The sequence below is a fragment of the Microbispora sp. NPDC046973 genome, assembly GCF_040644495.1.
Lineage (GTDB): Bacteria > Actinomycetota > Actinomycetes > Streptosporangiales > Streptosporangiaceae > Microbispora.
This window is the reverse complement of sequence record NZ_JBEYWQ010000044.1, coordinates 1-16,176: the sequence shown is the minus strand read 5'-3', so window position 1 is coordinate 16,176 and position 16,176 is coordinate 1. Positions and strand designations below refer to the sequence as shown.

Here is a 16,176-nt window from a genome sequence, read left to right as displayed (position 1 = left end):
GAGCTCGTGTGAGCTCGGGTGAGCCGGGACTTCGATGATCAGCCGGCCTGCGCGGCGGGCTCCGGCGTGCGGCCGGGCTCGGGCGCGTCCGTACGCGGCAGGAAGCGGGCGACCAGGAGCTGGTAGAGCCCGGCGCCGATGACGCCGCCGACCAGCGGGCCGATGATCGGCACCCAGAAGTAGAGCCCACCGTACTGGTCGCGGAACGCCGAGCCGTACCCCGTGAAGAACGAGGCGAGGCGCGGGCCGAAGTCGCGGGCGGGGTTGATGGCGTAGCCGGCGTCGGTCCCCCACGCCATGCCGATCGCGACCACGAGCAGGCCGACGATGACCGGCGCGAGGTTGGCGAGCGGCGCCGAGTTGCGCTCGTCGGAGATCGCGAGGATCAGGAACAGCAGGATGGCCGTGCCGATGATCTGGTCGCGCAGCGCCCCCCACTGGGTGACCGGCAGCGTGCCGTTGCCGGGGAGGGTGGAGAAGACCCCCTGCGTCTTGATCGTGTGCCCGGGGTCCACCTTGGCCAGGACCTCGGCGTAGTTCCACCGGACGAGCAGCGCCGCCACGAAGGCGCCCGCGGTCTGCGCCAGCGCGTACGGCAGGACCTTCCGCCAGGAGAAGCCCTTGAAGACGGCGAGGGCGACCGTGACGGCCGGGTTGAGGTGGGCGCCGCTGATGCGGGCGGCCGTGTAGACGCCGAGGGTCACCCCCAGACCCCACGCCCACGCGATGCTGTCGTGGTCGCCGATGCCGCCGGCCACGACCTGCGCCACGACGCCGACGCCGAACAGGATGAGGATCGCCGTGCCCGCGAACTCGGCCGCGAGCTCGCCCGCGAGTGGATTGAGCGGCCGCCGGCCGCTTCGCCCTTCCGCCATCTGTCTCCTCCTTGACCACGCCCGTCACGTCCCCGAAGTGCTCGTTGTGAGCGCTGCCGGTTGTCCGGACGTTAAACGGCGCCCAAGGGAGCGTCAACGAATGATCGTCGGCATTGTCGAACACTGGTCACACTGCGAACCTCGTACTACGCTCCCCGGGTATGACGCGAACAATCACATTTCGCGCAGACCTGTCCGATGACCAAAGATCTTTCACCAGTTCAACGCACTCGTCCCGGCCAAGTGTCGGCATTGTCGAACACCATCCGGCATCGCTAGGATCCGGGGCGTGCCAGGTCCGGTCCAGTCCATCGAGCGCGCCGCCGCGATCCTGCGGCTGCTCGCCCAGGGATCGGGGCGGCTCGGCCTCACCGAGATCGCGAACTCCCTCGGGCTGGCCCGCGGCACGGCGCACGGCATCCTGCGGACCCTCCAGCTCGTCGGCTTCGTCGAGCAGGACGAGGCGACGGGCAAGTACCAGCTCGGCGCGGCGCTGCTGCACCTGGGCACCAGCTACCTCGACGTGAACGAGCTCCGCTCCCGGGCGATCAACTGGGCCGACGCCCTGGCCGCGCGCAGCGGCGAGGCGGTGCGGATCGGCACCCACCTCCAGGGCAAGGTCCTGGTCGTCCACCACGTCTTCCGCCCCGACGACAGCCTGCAGACGCTCGACGTCGGCATGCTCCTGCCCATGCACGCCACGGCGATCGGCAAGGTGCTGCTCGCCTACGACGCCAACGCGGCCGCCGCGCTGCAGGACGCCGTACAGGACGGGGAGCTGGAGCAGTTCACCCGCCGCACCGTGCGGACGCACAAGGAGATGTCGCGCATGCTCGCGACCGTGCGCGAGCACGGCTGGGCGTCGGACGTCGACGAGGCCGGCATGGGCGAGGCGGGGGTGGCCGCCCCGATCCGGGGGTACGGGGGGCTCGTGGTGGGCGCGATGGGCATCTCCGGCGCCACCGAGCGGATCTGCGACTCCGGCGGGCGTCCCCGCCCCGAGCTGGTGGGCTATGTGCGCGACGCGGCGCGGGCCGTCTCCCGCGACCTCGGCGCCTCCCGCTGGTGACCCTCCCCACCCCCCACACCGCTTCCGCCGCCCGAAGGTAGGCACGCCGTGACCCAGCGTTATGTGATGTCCATCGACCAAGGCACCACCTCGACCCGGTGCATCCTGTTCGACCAGCGCGGCCGGCTGGTCTCGGTGACCCAGCGGGAGCACAAGCAGCACTTCCCCCGTCCCGGCTGGGTGGAGCACGACGCCGTCGAGATCTGGCGCAACCTGGAGCGGATCGGCCCGGAGGCGCTCGCCCAGGCGGGCATCGGGCCAGCCGAGGTCGCCGCCGTCGGCATCGCCAACCAGCGGGAGACGACGGTGCTGTGGGACCGGCGCACCGGCGTCCCGGTCACCCCCGCCGTCGTCTGGCAGGACACCCGGACCGACACGCTGGTCGACGAGCTGTCCCGCCGTCCCGACGCCCATGTGGTGCGCGAGCGCTGCGGCCTGCCCCTGGCCACCTACTTCTCCGCCCCCACCGTCCGCTGGCTGCTGGACGACACCGACGGGCTGCGCGAGCGCGCCGAGCGCGGCGAGGTCCTGTTCGGCACGATGGAGAGCTGGCTCATCTGGAACCTCACCGGAGGTCCGGACGGCGGCGTCCACGTCACCGACGTGACCAACGCCAGCCGCACGCTGCTGATGAACCTGCGCGACCTCGACTGGGACCCGGTGCTGCTCGGCTTCTTCGGCATCCCCCGCGCGATGCTGCCGGAGATCCGCCCGTCCAGCGAGACGTACGGCGTGGCCCGGCGGGTGCTGCCCGGCGTGCGGATCTCCGCGGCGCTCGGCGACCAGCAGGCCGCCCTGTTCGGGCAGACCTGCTTCCACCGCGGCGAGGCCAAGTGCACCTACGGCACCGGCGCCTTCCTGCTGCTCAACACCGGCACCGAGCCGGTCGCCTCCACCCACGGCCTGCTCACCACGGTCGGCTACCAGATCGGCGACCAGCCCGCGGTGTACGCCCTGGAGGGCTCCATCGCGATCACCGGCGCGCTCGTGCAGTGGTTCAGGGACCGGCTCGGGATCATCAGCACCGCCCCGGAGATCGAGACCCTGGCCCGCACGGTCGACGACAACGGCGGCTGCTACATCGTCCCGGCCTTCTCCGGGCTGTTCGCGCCCCACTGGCGCAGCGAGGCCCGCGGCGTCATCGTCGGGCTCACCTCCTACATCACCAAGGGCCACCTCGCCCGCGCCGTGCTGGAGGCCACCGGCTGGCAGACCCGCGAGGTGGTCGACGCCATGAACGCCGACGCGGGCATCGCGCTCACCACCCTCAAGGTCGACGGCGGCATGACGTCCGACAACCTGCTCATGCAGTTCATCGCCGACGTGCTGGACGTGCCCGTGGTCCGGCCCATGGTCGCGGAGACCGTCTCTCTCGGCGCCGCGTACGCCGCCGGGCTCGCCGTCGGCTACTGGCCCGACCTGGAGGGCCTGCGGCGCAACTGGCACCGCGCCGCCCAGTGGACGCCGGCGATGGACCCGAAACGACGCGAGGACGAGTACGACAACTGGCAGAGGGCGGTCGAACGCGCCCTCGACTGGATCAAACCCACCGCCGGCTGAGACGAGGCCGGCTCGCGGGCCGGTCGAACGGCGGAGCCGGCCGTCGGGGACGAACTCCCGGGCCGGCCGGATCCCGATGCCGCCGCCTTCGCGCCCATCACGTCGGCCGCTACGAAGTCCTGCCCCCGCCACCATTGCGCTCAGTTTTATGACCAGATAATGTCATCCGGTCAAACAACGAGGACGGGACATGACCAGGGTGGGACGACCCCCGCAGGATCCGGCGCGCCAGGTGGAGCGGGCACACCGCATCCTCGACGCCGCCGCCGAGCTGATCGGCCGCTGGGGCTACGACAAGACGACGATCGACGACGTCGCCAGGCAGGCCGGTGTCGCGAAGGGCACGATCTACCTGCATTGGAAGACGCGCGACGCGCTCTTCGCCGCGTTGCTGCGCCGGGAGCGGGTGCGGATGCTCGAGGAGGTGCGGCGAAGCGGTCCCGCCACCCCGCGCGAACTGTTCGCCGGGATCGTCGCGGGCCTGCTGCGCCGGCCGCTGCTCAAGGCGGCGCTGGTCGGCGACTCGGAGGTGCTCGGCAAGCTCGTCCGGCAGAAGCGGCACGGCCCCGGCGCGATGAACCTGGGCGAGGCGTTCGACGCGTACTACGCCGCGCTGACCGCGTCCGGCGCGGCCAGGGACCTGTCGGGCGACCACGTCCTGGTGATCGGCTCGATCATGTACGGGTTCCTCACCGTGCCGTGGCTGCTCCCCGGCGGGCCCCCGCCCGAGGAGCGGCTCGCCGCGCTGCTCGCCGACACGATCGAGCGCGCCGTCGGCACCGGACGTGCGCTGCCCGAGGACGCCGTACGGGCCGTGGAACGGGCCACCCTCGACTATCTCGACACCATCGCGGACGCCGCGCAGCGGAAGCTGGCGGACTCACTGGGCTCTTCGAGGAGCGTGTGACATGAGGGCTGTCATCCCTCTGGACGATGCCGGAGCCGATCTCGCCACCGTGGGCGGGAAGGGCGCCTCCCTGGCCGCGCTCGCCAGGGCGGGCCTGCCCGTCCCCGGCGGCTTCCACATCACGACCGATGCCTACCGGGCCTTCGTGGCGGACGTCCGCGAGGAGACGCTGGCCGCCGCCGCCGCGGGCGACGCCGGGCGGATCGCGGCCCTGTTCGCCGGGCGCGAGGTCCCCGGTCCCATCGCCGCCGAGATCCGCGCCGCCCACGCCGCGCTGGGCGACGTCCCGGTGGCCGTGCGGTCGTCCGCCACCGCGGAGGACCTACCCGGCATGTCGTTCGCCGGGCAGCAGGACACCTTCCTCAACGTCACGGCCGACGGGCTGCTGGACGCGGTGAAGCGCTGCTGGGCCTCCCTCTGGAACGCCCGCGCCATCGCCTACCGCGAGCGGAACGGCGTGCCGCACGACGACGTCGCCCTGGCCGTCGTGGTCCAGGAACTGGTGGACGCCGACGCGGCGGGCGTCATGTTCACCGCCGACCCCGTCACCGGCGCCCGCGACAGGACGGTGGTCAACGCGTCGTGGGGCCTGGGCGAGGCCGTCGTCGGCGGCCAGGTCACCCCCGACACGGTCGTCGTCTCCGGCGGCGCGGTCGTGGAGGAGCGGACCGGCGACAAGACGGTCATGACCGTCCGCGTCCCCGGCGGCATCCGCGAGGAGCCGGTCCCCGAGGACCTGCGCCGGGTCCCCGTCCTCACCGGGACGCAGGCCCTGTCGCTCGCCGGGCTGGGCGCGCGGATCCAGGCGCTGTACGGCACGCCGATGGACGTGGAGTGGACCAGGCGCGCCGGCGCGTTCGCCGTCGTCCAGGCCCGCCCGATCACCGGCTCCGCGCCACGGGTCGAGGAGTGGAACGACAGTCTCAAGGGCGACTACCTGTGGACCTCCGGCAACCTCGGTGAGGCCATCCCGGACGTCATGACACCCGTCACCTGGTCGTTCGTCCGCCTGTTCATCGAGGAGGCCATGTCGGCCGCCGCCCTGCCCGGCCTCGACATCGTCGGCAACATCGGCGGGCGTTTCTACATGAACCTGAGCGTCGCCGTCTCCGTCGCCCGGGCGTTCGGCATGCGCAGCAGGCTCGGCGCGATCGAGCAGGTCTTCGGCAGGCTGCCGGCGGGCCTGGACGTGCCGGTGCTGGAGATGTCCCGGTGGCAGATCATCAGGGCGGTGCTGCCCATGGCCGTCCACATCCGGCGCAAGGTCAGGGCCAACCTCAAAGGCATGCGGGCCTTCCTGGCCACCTCACTGGAGCGGTGCGAGGAGCTGCGCGCCGCCATCCGCTCCACCTCGTCGGCCCCGGAACTGGCCGATCTGTGGTCGCGGGCCGTCGAGCCGCACTTCGTCACGGCCTGCCGCATGCTCGAGGCCGCGGGCCGGCAGGGCGGCAGCACGCTCGTCCTCACCCGCGACAAGCTGCGCACGCTGGCGGGCGAGACCGACGCCGAGGCCATCCTGACCGGCGCGGGCGGCGGGGGCGAGCTGGCCAGCCTGGGGCTGATCACGGGGCTGGGACGGCTGGCCGCGGGCGAGATCACCAGGGAGACCTTCGCCCGGCTCTACGGCCACCGGGGCCCGCACGAGTTCGAGGTGTCGGTCCCGCGTCCCGGTGAGGACCCCGCCTGGATCGACGCCCAGCTCGCGGCGCTGCGCGACATCCGGGACGGCGCGGACGAGCTGCTGGCCCGGCAGCGCGAGGCCAGGCAGGAGGCGTGGGCGCGGTTCGCCCGGCGCCACCCCCGCAAGGAGGCCGGGATGTGGGCCAGGGCCGAGCGCTGGGCCGGGGTGGTGCGCGACCGCGAGGCCACCCGGTCGGAGGTCGTCCGCGCGTTCTGGGTGCTGCGGGCCTTCGTCCTGCGGGCCGGCGAGCTGACCGGCCACGGCGACGACCTGTTCCACCTCTACCTGGACGAACTGCTCGCCGTGCTCCGCGGCGACGCCGCCCCCTTGGAGCGGGTGTCCGTCCGGCGGGCGACGTACGAGATGTACGCGGCGCTCCCGCCATACCCGACGCTCATCGTGGGCCGGTTCGATCCGGTCCGCTGGGCGGCCGACCCCGGCAGGCGCGCCGATATCTACGACGCCCGCGGCGCCGTCCCCCCGGCGGTGGACGCCGTGACCGGCTTCCCCGGCGCGCCCGGCGTCGTCGAGGGGGTCGCCCGGGTGATCGCCCGGCCCGAGGACGGCGACCGGCTCCGGCCCGGCGAGATCCTGGTCACGACGCTCACCAACGTGGGCTGGACGCCGCTGTTCCCGCGCGCGGCGGCCGTGGTCACCGACGTCGGGGCGCCGCTGTCGCACGCCGCGATCGTGGCCCGCGAGCTGGGCATCCCCGCCGTGGTGGGCACCGGCAACGCCACCATGCGGGTACACGACGGCGACAGGATCAGAGTGGACGGCGCGAACGGCACGGTGGAACTGCTCGGCGCGTGACGGCAGGGCGAGGCGGCGGGCGTGGCCGACCGCTTCTCACGCCCGCATCACAGCCCGCGCCGCACCCCAACCCGCACGGATGCGCACCTGGGCGACCCTCATTCGCGCGGTACCGAGCCTGCTCAGGAGGTCGGGCCGACGTCGGGCTCGGGTTCGGGCATCGCCGACTCGGAGCCGGTCGGCGGCGGCGTCTCCGCGGCCGGTGTCTCGATGTCGGACACGTCGCCGATCATCTCCTCCAGGCCCCCGTCGTCCGGTTCCGGCGTCAGCGGCTCGGGCGAGGCGCCCCTCGCATCCCGCGCTCCGGATCTGTCCGCCACCACGTCCGCGTCTCCTCCCACGTGTCCTCGCCGCTGTCCGCCGGTCCCCCCGGCCCGCGGATCACGCATGACCGCTCACCTGCCCCCGTCGTACGGCCTTCATTCATCCTCGCAAAGACCCGTCAGGCGTACGCCCCGGCCTCCCGGGGGTAGACGACAGGTGATCGGAGCGAGGAGTGGACGGGATGGACAGGCGTCGGCGTGACCTGGTCGACCGGGACCTCGAGGAGGCCGCGGCCGACCTCCTGGCGCACGATCCCCGGCTGCGCGGCCTGGACGTGCGGGTCCGCTTCGACGGCGGGGTGGCGCACGTCGACGGCGACGTGCCGGCCGCCGCCGACCTCGCCGCGCTGCGCGAGCGCCTCGGCCGCCTGGCCGGGGTGCTGGCGGTGTGGGACCGGGTGCGGGTGGCCGGCGCCCCGCCCCGCGTCGTCGACCTCGGCTGCGGCGGCACCAAGCAGCACCACGACAACATCGGGATCGACCTGCGCCCCGGTCCGGTGGTCGACCTGCTGGCCGACCTGGCGTACGGGGTGCCGCTGGCGGACGAGTCGGTGGACCAGATCTTCGTGGTGCACGTGCTGGAGCACCTGGCCGACTACCTGCCCCTGCTGCGCGAGTGCCACCGTGTGCTGCGGCCGGGCGGCGTGCTGCACGTCCTCGCGCCCTGGTGGCGGCACGTCAACGCGGTGGCCGACCCCACACACGTCCGGCTGATCGACGTGCAGACCTTCAAGCACCTGTGCCGCCCCGACGACGCGGGCCGGTGCTGGTATCCGCTGCTGGTCACGCGCGACGAGTCCACGGTCTTCGCCGACCTGGTGCCGGCGAAGGCCGGCCGGGAGCCCGCCTGTGAGCGGCGGCTGGCCCGTTTCTTCGACTGAGCGGGCCGCCGGGTTCGTGAGAGGCTGCCGCTGGAACCGACAAGGGCAGGGAGAGCGATGACGGGCACGACGGAGGAAGAGCGCCGCGAGTACGCCCAGCGGCTGGCCGCCGAGCACATGGAGAGCGGCGACCCGCTCGGCTGGTTCGAGCCGCTGTACTCGGCGGCCGAGCGCGGTGAGGCGGTCGTTCCCTGGGCCCACCTCGTGGCCAACCCCTACCTGGTCGAGTGGGCGGGCTTCCGCCCCGGCGGGGGGCGCCGCGCGCTGGTCGTGGGCTGCGGCATGGGCGACGACGCGGAGCACCTGGCCGGCCTGGGATGGGCGGTGACCGCCTTCGACGTGTCGCCTACCGCTGTGGAGGCCGCCCGGCGCCGTTTCCCCGGCTCCCCCGTCCGGTACGCCGCCGCCGACCTGCTCGCGCCCCCGCAGGAGTGGCGGCAGGCGTTCGACCTGGTGGTGGAGATCTACACCGTGCAGGTGTTGCGCGGCGACCTGCGCGAGCGGGCCATCCGCGCGGCCGGCACGCTGGTCGCCCCCGGCGGCACGCTGCTGGTGGTCGCCCGCGCGCGGGAGGACGGCGACCCGCTGGGCCGGATCGCCCGGCCGCTGACCCGGTCCGAGATCGACGCGTTCGCGACCGGCGGGCTGCGCCCGGTGCGCGTGCGGGACGTGTACGACGACGAGACCCCACCGGTCCGCCGCTGGGTCGCCGAGTTCGCCCGCGATTGAGGTAATTCGTTGCCAAAAAAGTCATGGTCTTGCGGCTCGCATCACAGCTGGTGGCGCATCGTGGGTAGGTGACGGAGGACCACGGGGGTGGACAGATGGAGCAGGGCATCCCCCCTTCTCATGATCGTGACCTGTTGCGCACGCTGACGGGCATCCTGGAAGGCAGCCACCTGGTGGCGTTCGAGGACATCCCGTCGCTGGTCGACCGCCACAAAGCCGCGGCGGGCTTCGAGGAGATCGGCATCTACCTGGCCGACCTGCAGCAGAGCGTGTTGCGCCGCTTGTGCGGCCCCGGCGCGGATGACGCCCAGCCGGAGGAGCTGAAGATCGACACCACGCTCGCCGGGCGCGCCCTGCAGGAGGTGCGCGTGCTGCGGGGCGGCTCGGAGGGCGACGCCCCGGGCCAGTGGTGGGTGCCCCTGCTGGACGGCACCGAGCGCCTCGGCGTGCTTCACATGACTGCCGAGTCGGAGGGCGACGACGTCGAGGAGCGCATGCGGCACGTCGCGTCCCTCGTCGCGCTCATCGTTGTGAGCAAACGCTCGTTCAGCGACTGGCACGCACGCCTCGTGCGGAGCCGTCCGATGAACGTGGCGGCCGAGATGCAGTGGAACCTGATGCCGCCGCTGACCTTCGCCACGCCCGCGGTGACCATCGGCGCCGTGCTGGAGCCGGCGTACGAGATCGGCGGCGACGCCTTCGACTATTCCACCTCGGGCGCCCACGCGCACGTGGGGATCTTCGACGCGATGGGCCACGACGTGGCGGCCGGGCTGACCGCGAACCTCGCGATCGCCGCCTGCCGCAACCACCGGCGGCAGGGCATGGACCTGGCGCGCAACAGCGAGGCGATCGAGCGGGTCCTGATCGACGAGTTCGGCCGGGGCGACCGCTTCGTCACGGCGATCATCGGCGACCTCGACCTCCGCACCGGCCTGTTCACCTGGGTCAACCGCGGCCACCACGCTCCGGTGCTGATCCGCAGCGGCCGCTGGACCTCCACCCTGAAGTGCCCGCCCGCCCATCCGATGGGACTCGACCTCGGTCTGCCCGTCACGCTGTGCCGGGAGCAACTGGAGCCCGGCGACCGGATCCTGCTCTACACCGACGGCATCACCGAGATGCGCAGCCCCGACAGCGGCGAGTTCGGGCTGGGCCGGTTCGTCGAGTTCATGATCCGGCAGAACGCCGCCGGGCTGCCGGTGCCCGAGACGCTGCGCCGCCTGATCCGGACCGTGATGGAATATCACGACAACCGGCTGCACGACGACGCCAGCGTGCTGCTCGTCGAGTGGCACGGCACGGCCCACGAGAAGCTCAGCGCGTAGGCACGCGACCGGCGGTGCTCTCCCGCACGACGAGGCGGTAGTCGGCCCGCACCTCGCGCGGCGGGCCGGCGGTCCGGCCGTCCAGGCGAGCGCGCAGCAGGTCGACCGCGATGCGGGCGAGTTGCGCCTTGTCCGGCGCCACCGTGGTCAGGGTCGGCGTGCTGTAGCGGCCGTCCTCGATGTCGTCGAGGCCCGCGAGTGCGATGTCCTCGGGCACCCGGAGCCCGGCGGCGAGGATCGTGCGCATCGCTCCCAGCGCCAGCAGGTCGTTGAAGCAGAAGACCGCGTCCGGCGTCTCGGGCGCGGCCAGCAGCCGGGCCATGGCGGCCGCGCCCTCGGCCCGCCGGTAACTGTCCACCTCGGCGATCGTCTGGGGCAGCCCGCGCGCCGCCATCGCCTCGGCGTACCCGGCCAGGCGCAGCGGCGCGGTGCCGCTGATCGAGTTGTCCTGCGCGCCGAGCGCGGCGATCCTCCGGCGCCCCAGCCCGATCAGGTGCTCGGTGACGTCACGGGCGGCCCGCACGTTGTCGATCGCCACGTGGTCGGCCGGCCCGTCATAGATGCGCTCGCCGAGCAGGACCAGCGCCGCGTCGTCGGTGCGGGCCGCGAGTTCCTCGGCGCCGATCGAGACCGGGCTGAGGATGACCCCGTCCACCCGGTGGTCGCGCACCCCGTCGAGCACCTGGCGCTCCCGCTCCAGGCTGCCGTCGGTCTGCTCGATCACCACGAGCCACCTCTGCTCGGCCGCCGCGTCGATCACGAACCGGGACAGCTCCGCGAAGTACGGCGCGTCGAGTTCGGGCAGCGCGAGCGCGATCACCCCGGTGCGGCCGAGCCGGAGGTTGCGGGCCGACAGATTGGGCCGGTAATCGAGCTGGGACAGGGCCCGTTCGACCTTGGCGCGGGTGGCCGGGGACACGTGGGCGTAGCCGTTGACGACGTTGGAGACCGTCTTCACCGACACCCCCGCCAGCAGGGCCACGTCCCGCAGGCTCACTCCCACTTCACGCTCACTTCACGCCGCCTCTCCCGGTCGCACGGCAGGGCCCGGCCCAGCCGCATCCGATCGTAACGCCCTGGTATCGAGTCTCATGAGGACGGTTTACAACGTTGGAACAACGTTGTACAAACCCTCGTACCACGAAATGTCGCGTTAACAGAGAGGTCGTGCCTTGGCGTCGCCGGCTCGTCTGACCCTTGACCCCGCCTTCCGGATCGCCCCGGTCGAACCCCGCCTGTTCGGCTCGTTCGTCGAGCACATGGGGCGGTGCGTGTACACCGGCCTCTTCGAGCCCGGTCATCCGGCCGCCGACGCCGACGGCTTCCGCACGGACGTGCTGGCACTGACCCGCGAGCTCGGCGTCACGCTCGTCCGCTACCCCGGCGGCAACTTCGTCTCCAACTACCACTGGGAGGACGGCGTGGGCCCGGTCGAGGACCGGCCGTCGCGGCTCGATCTCGCCTGGCGGAGCGTGGAGACCAACCGGTTCGGGCTGGGCGAGTTCATGGCGTGGGCCGGCAAGGCCGGCGTCGAGCCGATGATGGCGCTGAACCTCGGCACCCGCGGCGTCACCGAGGCCCTCCGGCTCGTCGAGTACGCCAACTACCCCGGCGGCACCCGGATGTCGGAGCTGCGCCGGGCGCACGGCGCGGACAAGCCGTACGACATCCGGTTGTGGTGCCTGGGCAACGAGCTGGACGGGCCGTGGCAGCTCGGGCACAAGACGGCCGCCGAGTACGGCCGGCTCGCGGCGGAGACGGCCCGCGCGCTCAAGCGGTTCGACCCGGGCCTGTCACTGGTCGCCTGCGGCAGCTCCAACAGCGGGATGCCGACCTTCGCCGCGTGGGAGGCGGAGGTGCTGGAGGCGGCCTACGACCTGGTCGACCACGTGTCGCTGCACGCCTACTACGACCCCTCCGACGGCGACGTCGACTCGTTCCTGGCCAGCGCCTCGGACATGGACCACATGATCCGTTCGATCGCGGCCACCGCGGACCACGTCGGCGCGAAGCTGCGCAGCAGCAAGAAGATCGGCCTGTCCTTCGACGAGTGGAACGTCTGGTACCAGAGCCGGTTCAAGGGCGAGTCGTCGCTGGACTGGGCCGAGGCGCCGCGGCTGATCGAGGACACCTACGACGTGACCGACGCCGTCGTGGTCGGCAGCCTCCTGATCGCCCTGCTGCGCAACGCCGACCGGGTGAAGATCGCCTGCCAGGCGCAACTGGCCAACGTGATCGCGCCGATCCGCACCGAGCCCGGCGGACCGGCGTGGCGGCAGACGATCTTCCATCCGTTCGCGCTGACGGCCCGGCACGCCCGCGGCGAGGTGCTGCGGGTCGAGCCCGAGGGGCCGGTGATCTCCACCGCCCGGTACGGCGAGGTTCCCGCGATCTGGGCGACCGCGACGCACGACGACGCCACCGGGGAGATCGCGCTGTTCGTGGTGAACCGGGACCGCCACGGCCCCTGCCGGCTGGAGGTGGAGCTGCGCGCGCCCGTTCGGCCGGTCGAGCACCTGGAGATCTCGGACGACGATCCGTCCGCCGCCAACACGGCCGACGCCCCCGACCGTGTGACCCCGCGGTCCGGCACCGATCTGCGGATGAACGGCCGGTGCGCGGAGCTCACACTTCCCCCCGCCTCGTGGACTATTGTCCGCTTTGCCCCTGAATTCCCCCAGGAGTAGCACCATGACACATTCCCTGTCTCGCCGCTCGTTCCTCGGCCTCGCCGGTGCCACCGGTCTGGCCGCCGCGGTGTCCGCCTGCGGCGGCGGCACCAAGCTCGGCGCGGGCGAGGCCGCGCAGTCGCCCGCGGCGACGTTCTCCGGCGGGGAGTACACCGGGCCCAAGGTGACGCTCGACTTCTGGAACGGCTTCACCGGGGGCGACGGCCCGCACATGCGCGCCATGCTCGACGCGTTCAACAAGGCCTACAGCGGCCGGATCGAGGTGCGCAACGTCACCCGGCAGTGGGCCGACCTCTACCCGGCCGTCCCGACCGCGATCGCCGCCGGCAAGGGCCCCGACGTCGCCGTCATCCACAACGACTGGATCAGCACGTTCGCCGCGCGGCAGGTGCTGATCCCGCTCGACGACGTGGTCGGCGCGCTCGGGCTCACCGAGTCCGACTTCATCCCTGCCGTGTGGAAGGCCGGTGTCTACGACGGCAAGCGGTACAGCGTGCCGCTCGACGTCCACTGCCTCGGCGACTACTGGAACACCGACCATCTCGGCAAGATCGGCCTCAAGGAGGCCCCGGCCGACAAGGCGTCGTACGGTGAGGCGCTCAAGGGCCTCAAGGACGCCGGCGTCGAGCACCCCTTCTGGATGCCGAACAAGTGGCCGGCCCACCTGATGTTCATGAGCCTGGTCTGGCAGTTCGGCGGGCAACTGTACAGCGAGGACGGCCTGCGGGCCCTGTGGGGCTCCGACGCCGGCGAGCACGCCCTCGCCTGGATGGTCGAACAGATCGACAAGGGCTTCAGCCCGGACAAGGTCGCGATCGACAGCCAGTACGCCGCGTTCAAGAACAGCCAGGTCAGCCTCACCTGGGACGGCATCTGGCAGATCAACGACCTCAGGACCAACGCGCCGAACCTGAAGTGGGAGCTGTCCCCCGTGCCGAACATCGGCGGCACCCCTGCCGTGTGGAGCGCCTCGCACAACTTCGTGCTGACCGCCCAGGCGGGCCGGGACGCGAACAAGATGCAGGCGGCCAAGTTCTTCGTCGACTACATGTCCAAGCAGTCGACCGAGTGGGCGAAGGCCGGCATGATCCCGGCCCGCAACTCCGTCCGCCAGGACCCGCAGGTGGCCGCGCTGCCGCAGATCGCCCTGGCGGAGAACCTCGACGTCTTCCACTTCATCCCGCCGCTGCCGGGCGTCGGCGACGTGCAGACCAAGGCGCTGGAACTCGCCGTGGCCAAGGCGGTGCTCAAGCAGGCCTCCCCCGCCGACGCGCTGAAGGAGGGCGTGACCACGGCCGACAAGCTGCTCGCGGACAACAAGAGGAAGTACGCGAAGTGAGCCTGCCAGCCGGTGCCGGCACGGCCGCGCGCGATCCCGGAAGCCCGGCGGTCGTGCGCGGCCCGGGGACGGCGGGCGCCGCCACGGGCACCTCGCGCGTGCGCCGGATGCGCCCCTGGACGCCGTGGGCCTTCCTCACGCCCTACCTGCTGCTGTTCGCGGTCTTCATGGCCCTGCCGATCGGGTTCGGATTCTGGACGAGCCTGCACGAGTGGGACATCAACGTGCCCGCCAAGCCGTTCGTGGGCCTGTCCAACTACGCCGACCTGTTCGACCCGTCCAGCGTGGACGGCTCACGCTTCTGGACCGCGATGAAGGCCACCGGGATCTTCACGGTGTTCTCGGTGCCCCTGCTCATCGTGCTGCCGCTGCTCGTCGCGCTGCTCATGAACGGCCGGTTCCGCGGCCGCAACCTCTACCGGGCCGTCTACTTCGCGCCGTACGTCCTGGGCGTGGTGGTGGTCGGCCTGCTGTGGCGCTTCCTGCTCGACGGCAACATCGGCCTGGTCGACCACTACCTCGGCCTCGACGTGCAGTGGACGACGGACCTGCCCTGGGCGTGGGTCGCGCTGGTCGGCGTGACCGTCTGGTGGACGCTCGGGCTCAACTCGGTGATCTTCCTCGCCGGGCTTCAGGACATCCCGAGGGAGCTGTACGAGGCGGCGATGGTCGACGGCGCCGCGGCCTGGCATCGTTTCCGGTCGATCACGCTGCCCGGCCTGCGCCCGGTCACGCTCTTCGTGGTCAACGCGACGATCCTCGCCTCGGCCAACATGTTCGGCCAGTCGTACCTGATCACCGTGGGCGCTCCGGCCGACCAGACCAAGACCGCGATCTACCTCATCGCCGAGACCGGCCTGCGGCAGTTCGACATGGGCACCGCCTCGGCCATGAGCTTCGTGCTCGCCGCCTTCCTCATGATGGCGAGCGGCCTCGTCTTCGGCGCGTTCAGGAACAGGCGGGCACGATGAGAACGGAACTTCGCGGGCTGCGGCGGTCGCTGCTCCACCTCGTCCTCGCGGTGATCGCCGCGCTCTACGTCAGCCCGCTGATCTACATGGCGGTCACGTCGGTCAAGACACGGGAAGCCTCCGGGTCGACCACCCCGCAGTGGATCCCCCACCCCGTCACGGTCGGCGCGTACCGGGAGATCCTCGGCAGCACGGACTTCCCGGCCGTCACCTGGTTCCTCAACAGCCTGGCCGCCGCGACCGGGCACGCCGTGCTCGTCCTCGTCACCGCGGCCCCCGCGGCGTACGCGCTGGCCCGGCTGGACTTCCGCGGGCGGAGCGCGGTGTTCACCGTGATCGTCGCGACGCTGTTCGTGCCCCCGGTCGTGCTGCTCGTGCCGAACTTCCTCATCGTCAACGAGCTGGCGTGGGTCGACAGCCTGCCTGCGGTCATCGTGCCCGCGGCGGCCGGCGCGTTCGGCGTCTTCTTCCTGCGGCAGTTCTTCGCCACGCTGCCCGGCGAGCTGGAGGAGGCGGCCGAGCTCGACGGCTGCAACCGCTGGCAGACCTTCACCCGGGTCGTACTCCCCCTCGCCAAGCCCGCGCTGGTGACGCTGTTCGTGCTGTCGTTCCTCAGCAACTGGAACGACTTCCTCTGGCCGCTGTTCGTGCTGCTCAGCCCCGAGTCGCTGACGCTGCCCGCCGGGCTCGGCAACTTCCAGGGCGCCAACAACATCCGATACGACCTGCTCATGGCGGGAGCCATGATCGCCAGCGTCCCGGTGCTGCTGCTCTACCTGGTCGCCCAGCGCTGGATCATCGAGGGCATCTCCCGCTCCGGCCTGAAGGGCTGAACCCGCGCCCGCCGCCGGGGCGCAGGCCTCCGGCGCGGCGGGGTGCGCCGCACCGGAGGCTTCGAGGCACGGGCTAGCCGGCCCAGGTCCACTTCTGGTTGGTGCCGCCGTGGCAGCTGTAGAGCTGGATCTTGGTGCCGTTGGCGGTGCCGGCTCCGGTGGCGTCGAGGCACAGCC

Annotated in this window: 15 protein-coding genes; 11 read left to right on the top strand and 4 right to left on the bottom strand. The window is 72.0% G+C overall.

Going from position 1 to position 16,176, the window contains the following annotated elements:
* Positions 1 to 38: 38 nt before the first annotated feature.
* The gene (locus ABZ860_RS39570; protein WP_357230791.1) at positions 39 to 875 is read right to left on the bottom strand and encodes an MIP/aquaporin family protein; all 837 of its coding nucleotides are present in this window, start codon (positions 873 to 875) and stop codon (positions 39 to 41) included.
* Positions 876 to 1,164: 289 nt separating this feature from the next.
* Between ABZ860_RS39570 and ABZ860_RS39565 the strand changes: the two genes are divergently transcribed.
* The 4 genes from ABZ860_RS39565 (at position 1,165) to ABZ860_RS39550 (ending at position 6,905) form a co-directional block, all read left to right on the top strand.
* Positions 1,165 to 1,944, top strand: coding sequence for an IclR family transcriptional regulator (locus tag ABZ860_RS39565; protein ID WP_357230788.1), 780 nt, complete (start codon positions 1,165 to 1,167; stop codon positions 1,942 to 1,944).
* 48 nt (positions 1,945 to 1,992) lie between these two features.
* On the top strand, positions 1,993 to 3,504 hold the full coding sequence (glpK, locus tag ABZ860_RS39560) for a glycerol kinase GlpK (protein ID WP_357230785.1): 1,512 nt from the start codon (positions 1,993 to 1,995) through the stop codon (positions 3,502 to 3,504).
* Between the two features lie 190 nt (positions 3,505 to 3,694).
* Positions 3,695 to 4,411 carry a helix-turn-helix domain-containing protein gene (locus ABZ860_RS39555; RefSeq protein ID WP_357230782.1) on the top strand — a complete coding sequence of 239 codons (717 nt, stop codon included), beginning with the start codon at positions 3,695 to 3,697 and terminating at the stop codon, positions 4,409 to 4,411.
* Position 4,412: 1 nt separating this feature from the next.
* Entirely contained in the window at positions 4,413 to 6,905 is a 2,493-nt protein-coding gene (locus ABZ860_RS39550; RefSeq protein WP_357230779.1) for a PEP/pyruvate-binding domain-containing protein, read from the top strand.
* A 122-nt stretch (positions 6,906 to 7,027) separates the two neighbouring features.
* On the opposite strand, the gene ABZ860_RS39545 is transcribed toward ABZ860_RS39550, so the two are convergent.
* Complete coding sequence (locus ABZ860_RS39545) at positions 7,028 to 7,228, bottom strand: hypothetical protein (RefSeq protein ID WP_357230776.1); 201 nt, start codon at positions 7,226 to 7,228, stop codon at positions 7,028 to 7,030.
* A 182-nt stretch (positions 7,229 to 7,410) separates the two neighbouring features.
* On the opposite strand from ABZ860_RS39545, the gene ABZ860_RS39540 reads away from it, so the two are divergent.
* The 3 genes from ABZ860_RS39540 to ABZ860_RS39530 all read left to right on the top strand — a co-directional run bounded on the left by ABZ860_RS39540 (position 7,411) and on the right by ABZ860_RS39530 (position 10,166).
* Positions 7,411 to 8,109, top strand: coding sequence for a methyltransferase domain-containing protein (locus ABZ860_RS39540; protein ID WP_357230773.1), 699 nt, complete (start codon positions 7,411 to 7,413; stop codon positions 8,107 to 8,109).
* A gap of 57 nt (positions 8,110 to 8,166) precedes the next feature.
* On the top strand, positions 8,167 to 8,838 hold the full coding sequence (locus ABZ860_RS39535) for a class I SAM-dependent methyltransferase (protein WP_357230771.1): 672 nt from the start codon (positions 8,167 to 8,169) through the stop codon (positions 8,836 to 8,838).
* 68 nt (positions 8,839 to 8,906) lie between these two features.
* Entirely contained in the window at positions 8,907 to 10,166 is a 1,260-nt protein-coding gene (locus ABZ860_RS39530; protein ID WP_357230768.1) for a PP2C family protein-serine/threonine phosphatase, read from the top strand.
* Here the strand turns inward: ABZ860_RS39530 and ABZ860_RS39525 are convergent.
* Entirely contained in the window at positions 10,156 to 11,169 is a 1,014-nt protein-coding gene (locus ABZ860_RS39525) for a LacI family DNA-binding transcriptional regulator (RefSeq protein WP_357230765.1), read from the bottom strand. The two genes, ABZ860_RS39530 and ABZ860_RS39525, sit on opposite strands and share 11 nt — an antisense overlap.
* A 169-nt stretch (positions 11,170 to 11,338) precedes the next feature.
* On the opposite strand from ABZ860_RS39525, the gene ABZ860_RS39520 reads away from it, so the two are divergent.
* From ABZ860_RS39520 to ABZ860_RS39505, 4 genes are read left to right on the top strand one after another with little or no spacing between them, the layout of a single operon-like run.
* Positions 11,339 to 12,853 carry an alpha-N-arabinofuranosidase gene (locus ABZ860_RS39520; protein ID WP_357230762.1) on the top strand — a complete coding sequence of 505 codons (1,515 nt, stop codon included), beginning with the start codon at positions 11,339 to 11,341 and terminating at the stop codon, positions 12,851 to 12,853.
* A 4-nt stretch (positions 12,854 to 12,857) separates the two neighbouring features.
* Complete coding sequence (locus ABZ860_RS39515) at positions 12,858 to 14,195, top strand: ABC transporter substrate-binding protein (RefSeq protein WP_357230759.1); 1,338 nt, start codon at positions 12,858 to 12,860, stop codon at positions 14,193 to 14,195.
* Positions 14,192 to 15,166, top strand: coding sequence for a sugar ABC transporter permease (locus ABZ860_RS39510; protein ID WP_357230756.1), 975 nt, complete (start codon positions 14,192 to 14,194; stop codon positions 15,164 to 15,166). Before ABZ860_RS39515 ends, ABZ860_RS39510 begins: the two co-directional genes overlap by 4 nt.
* Complete coding sequence (locus ABZ860_RS39505; RefSeq protein ID WP_357230753.1) at positions 15,163 to 15,999, top strand: carbohydrate ABC transporter permease; 837 nt, start codon at positions 15,163 to 15,165, stop codon at positions 15,997 to 15,999. Before ABZ860_RS39510 ends, ABZ860_RS39505 begins: the two co-directional genes overlap by 4 nt.
* 73 nt (positions 16,000 to 16,072) lie before the next feature.
* Here the strand turns inward: ABZ860_RS39505 and ABZ860_RS39500 are convergent, their stop codons facing one another.
* Complete coding sequence (locus tag ABZ860_RS39500; RefSeq protein WP_357230868.1) at positions 16,073 to 16,174, bottom strand: RICIN domain-containing protein; 102 nt, start codon at positions 16,172 to 16,174, stop codon at positions 16,073 to 16,075.
* Between the last annotated feature and the right edge of the window lie 2 nt (positions 16,175 to 16,176).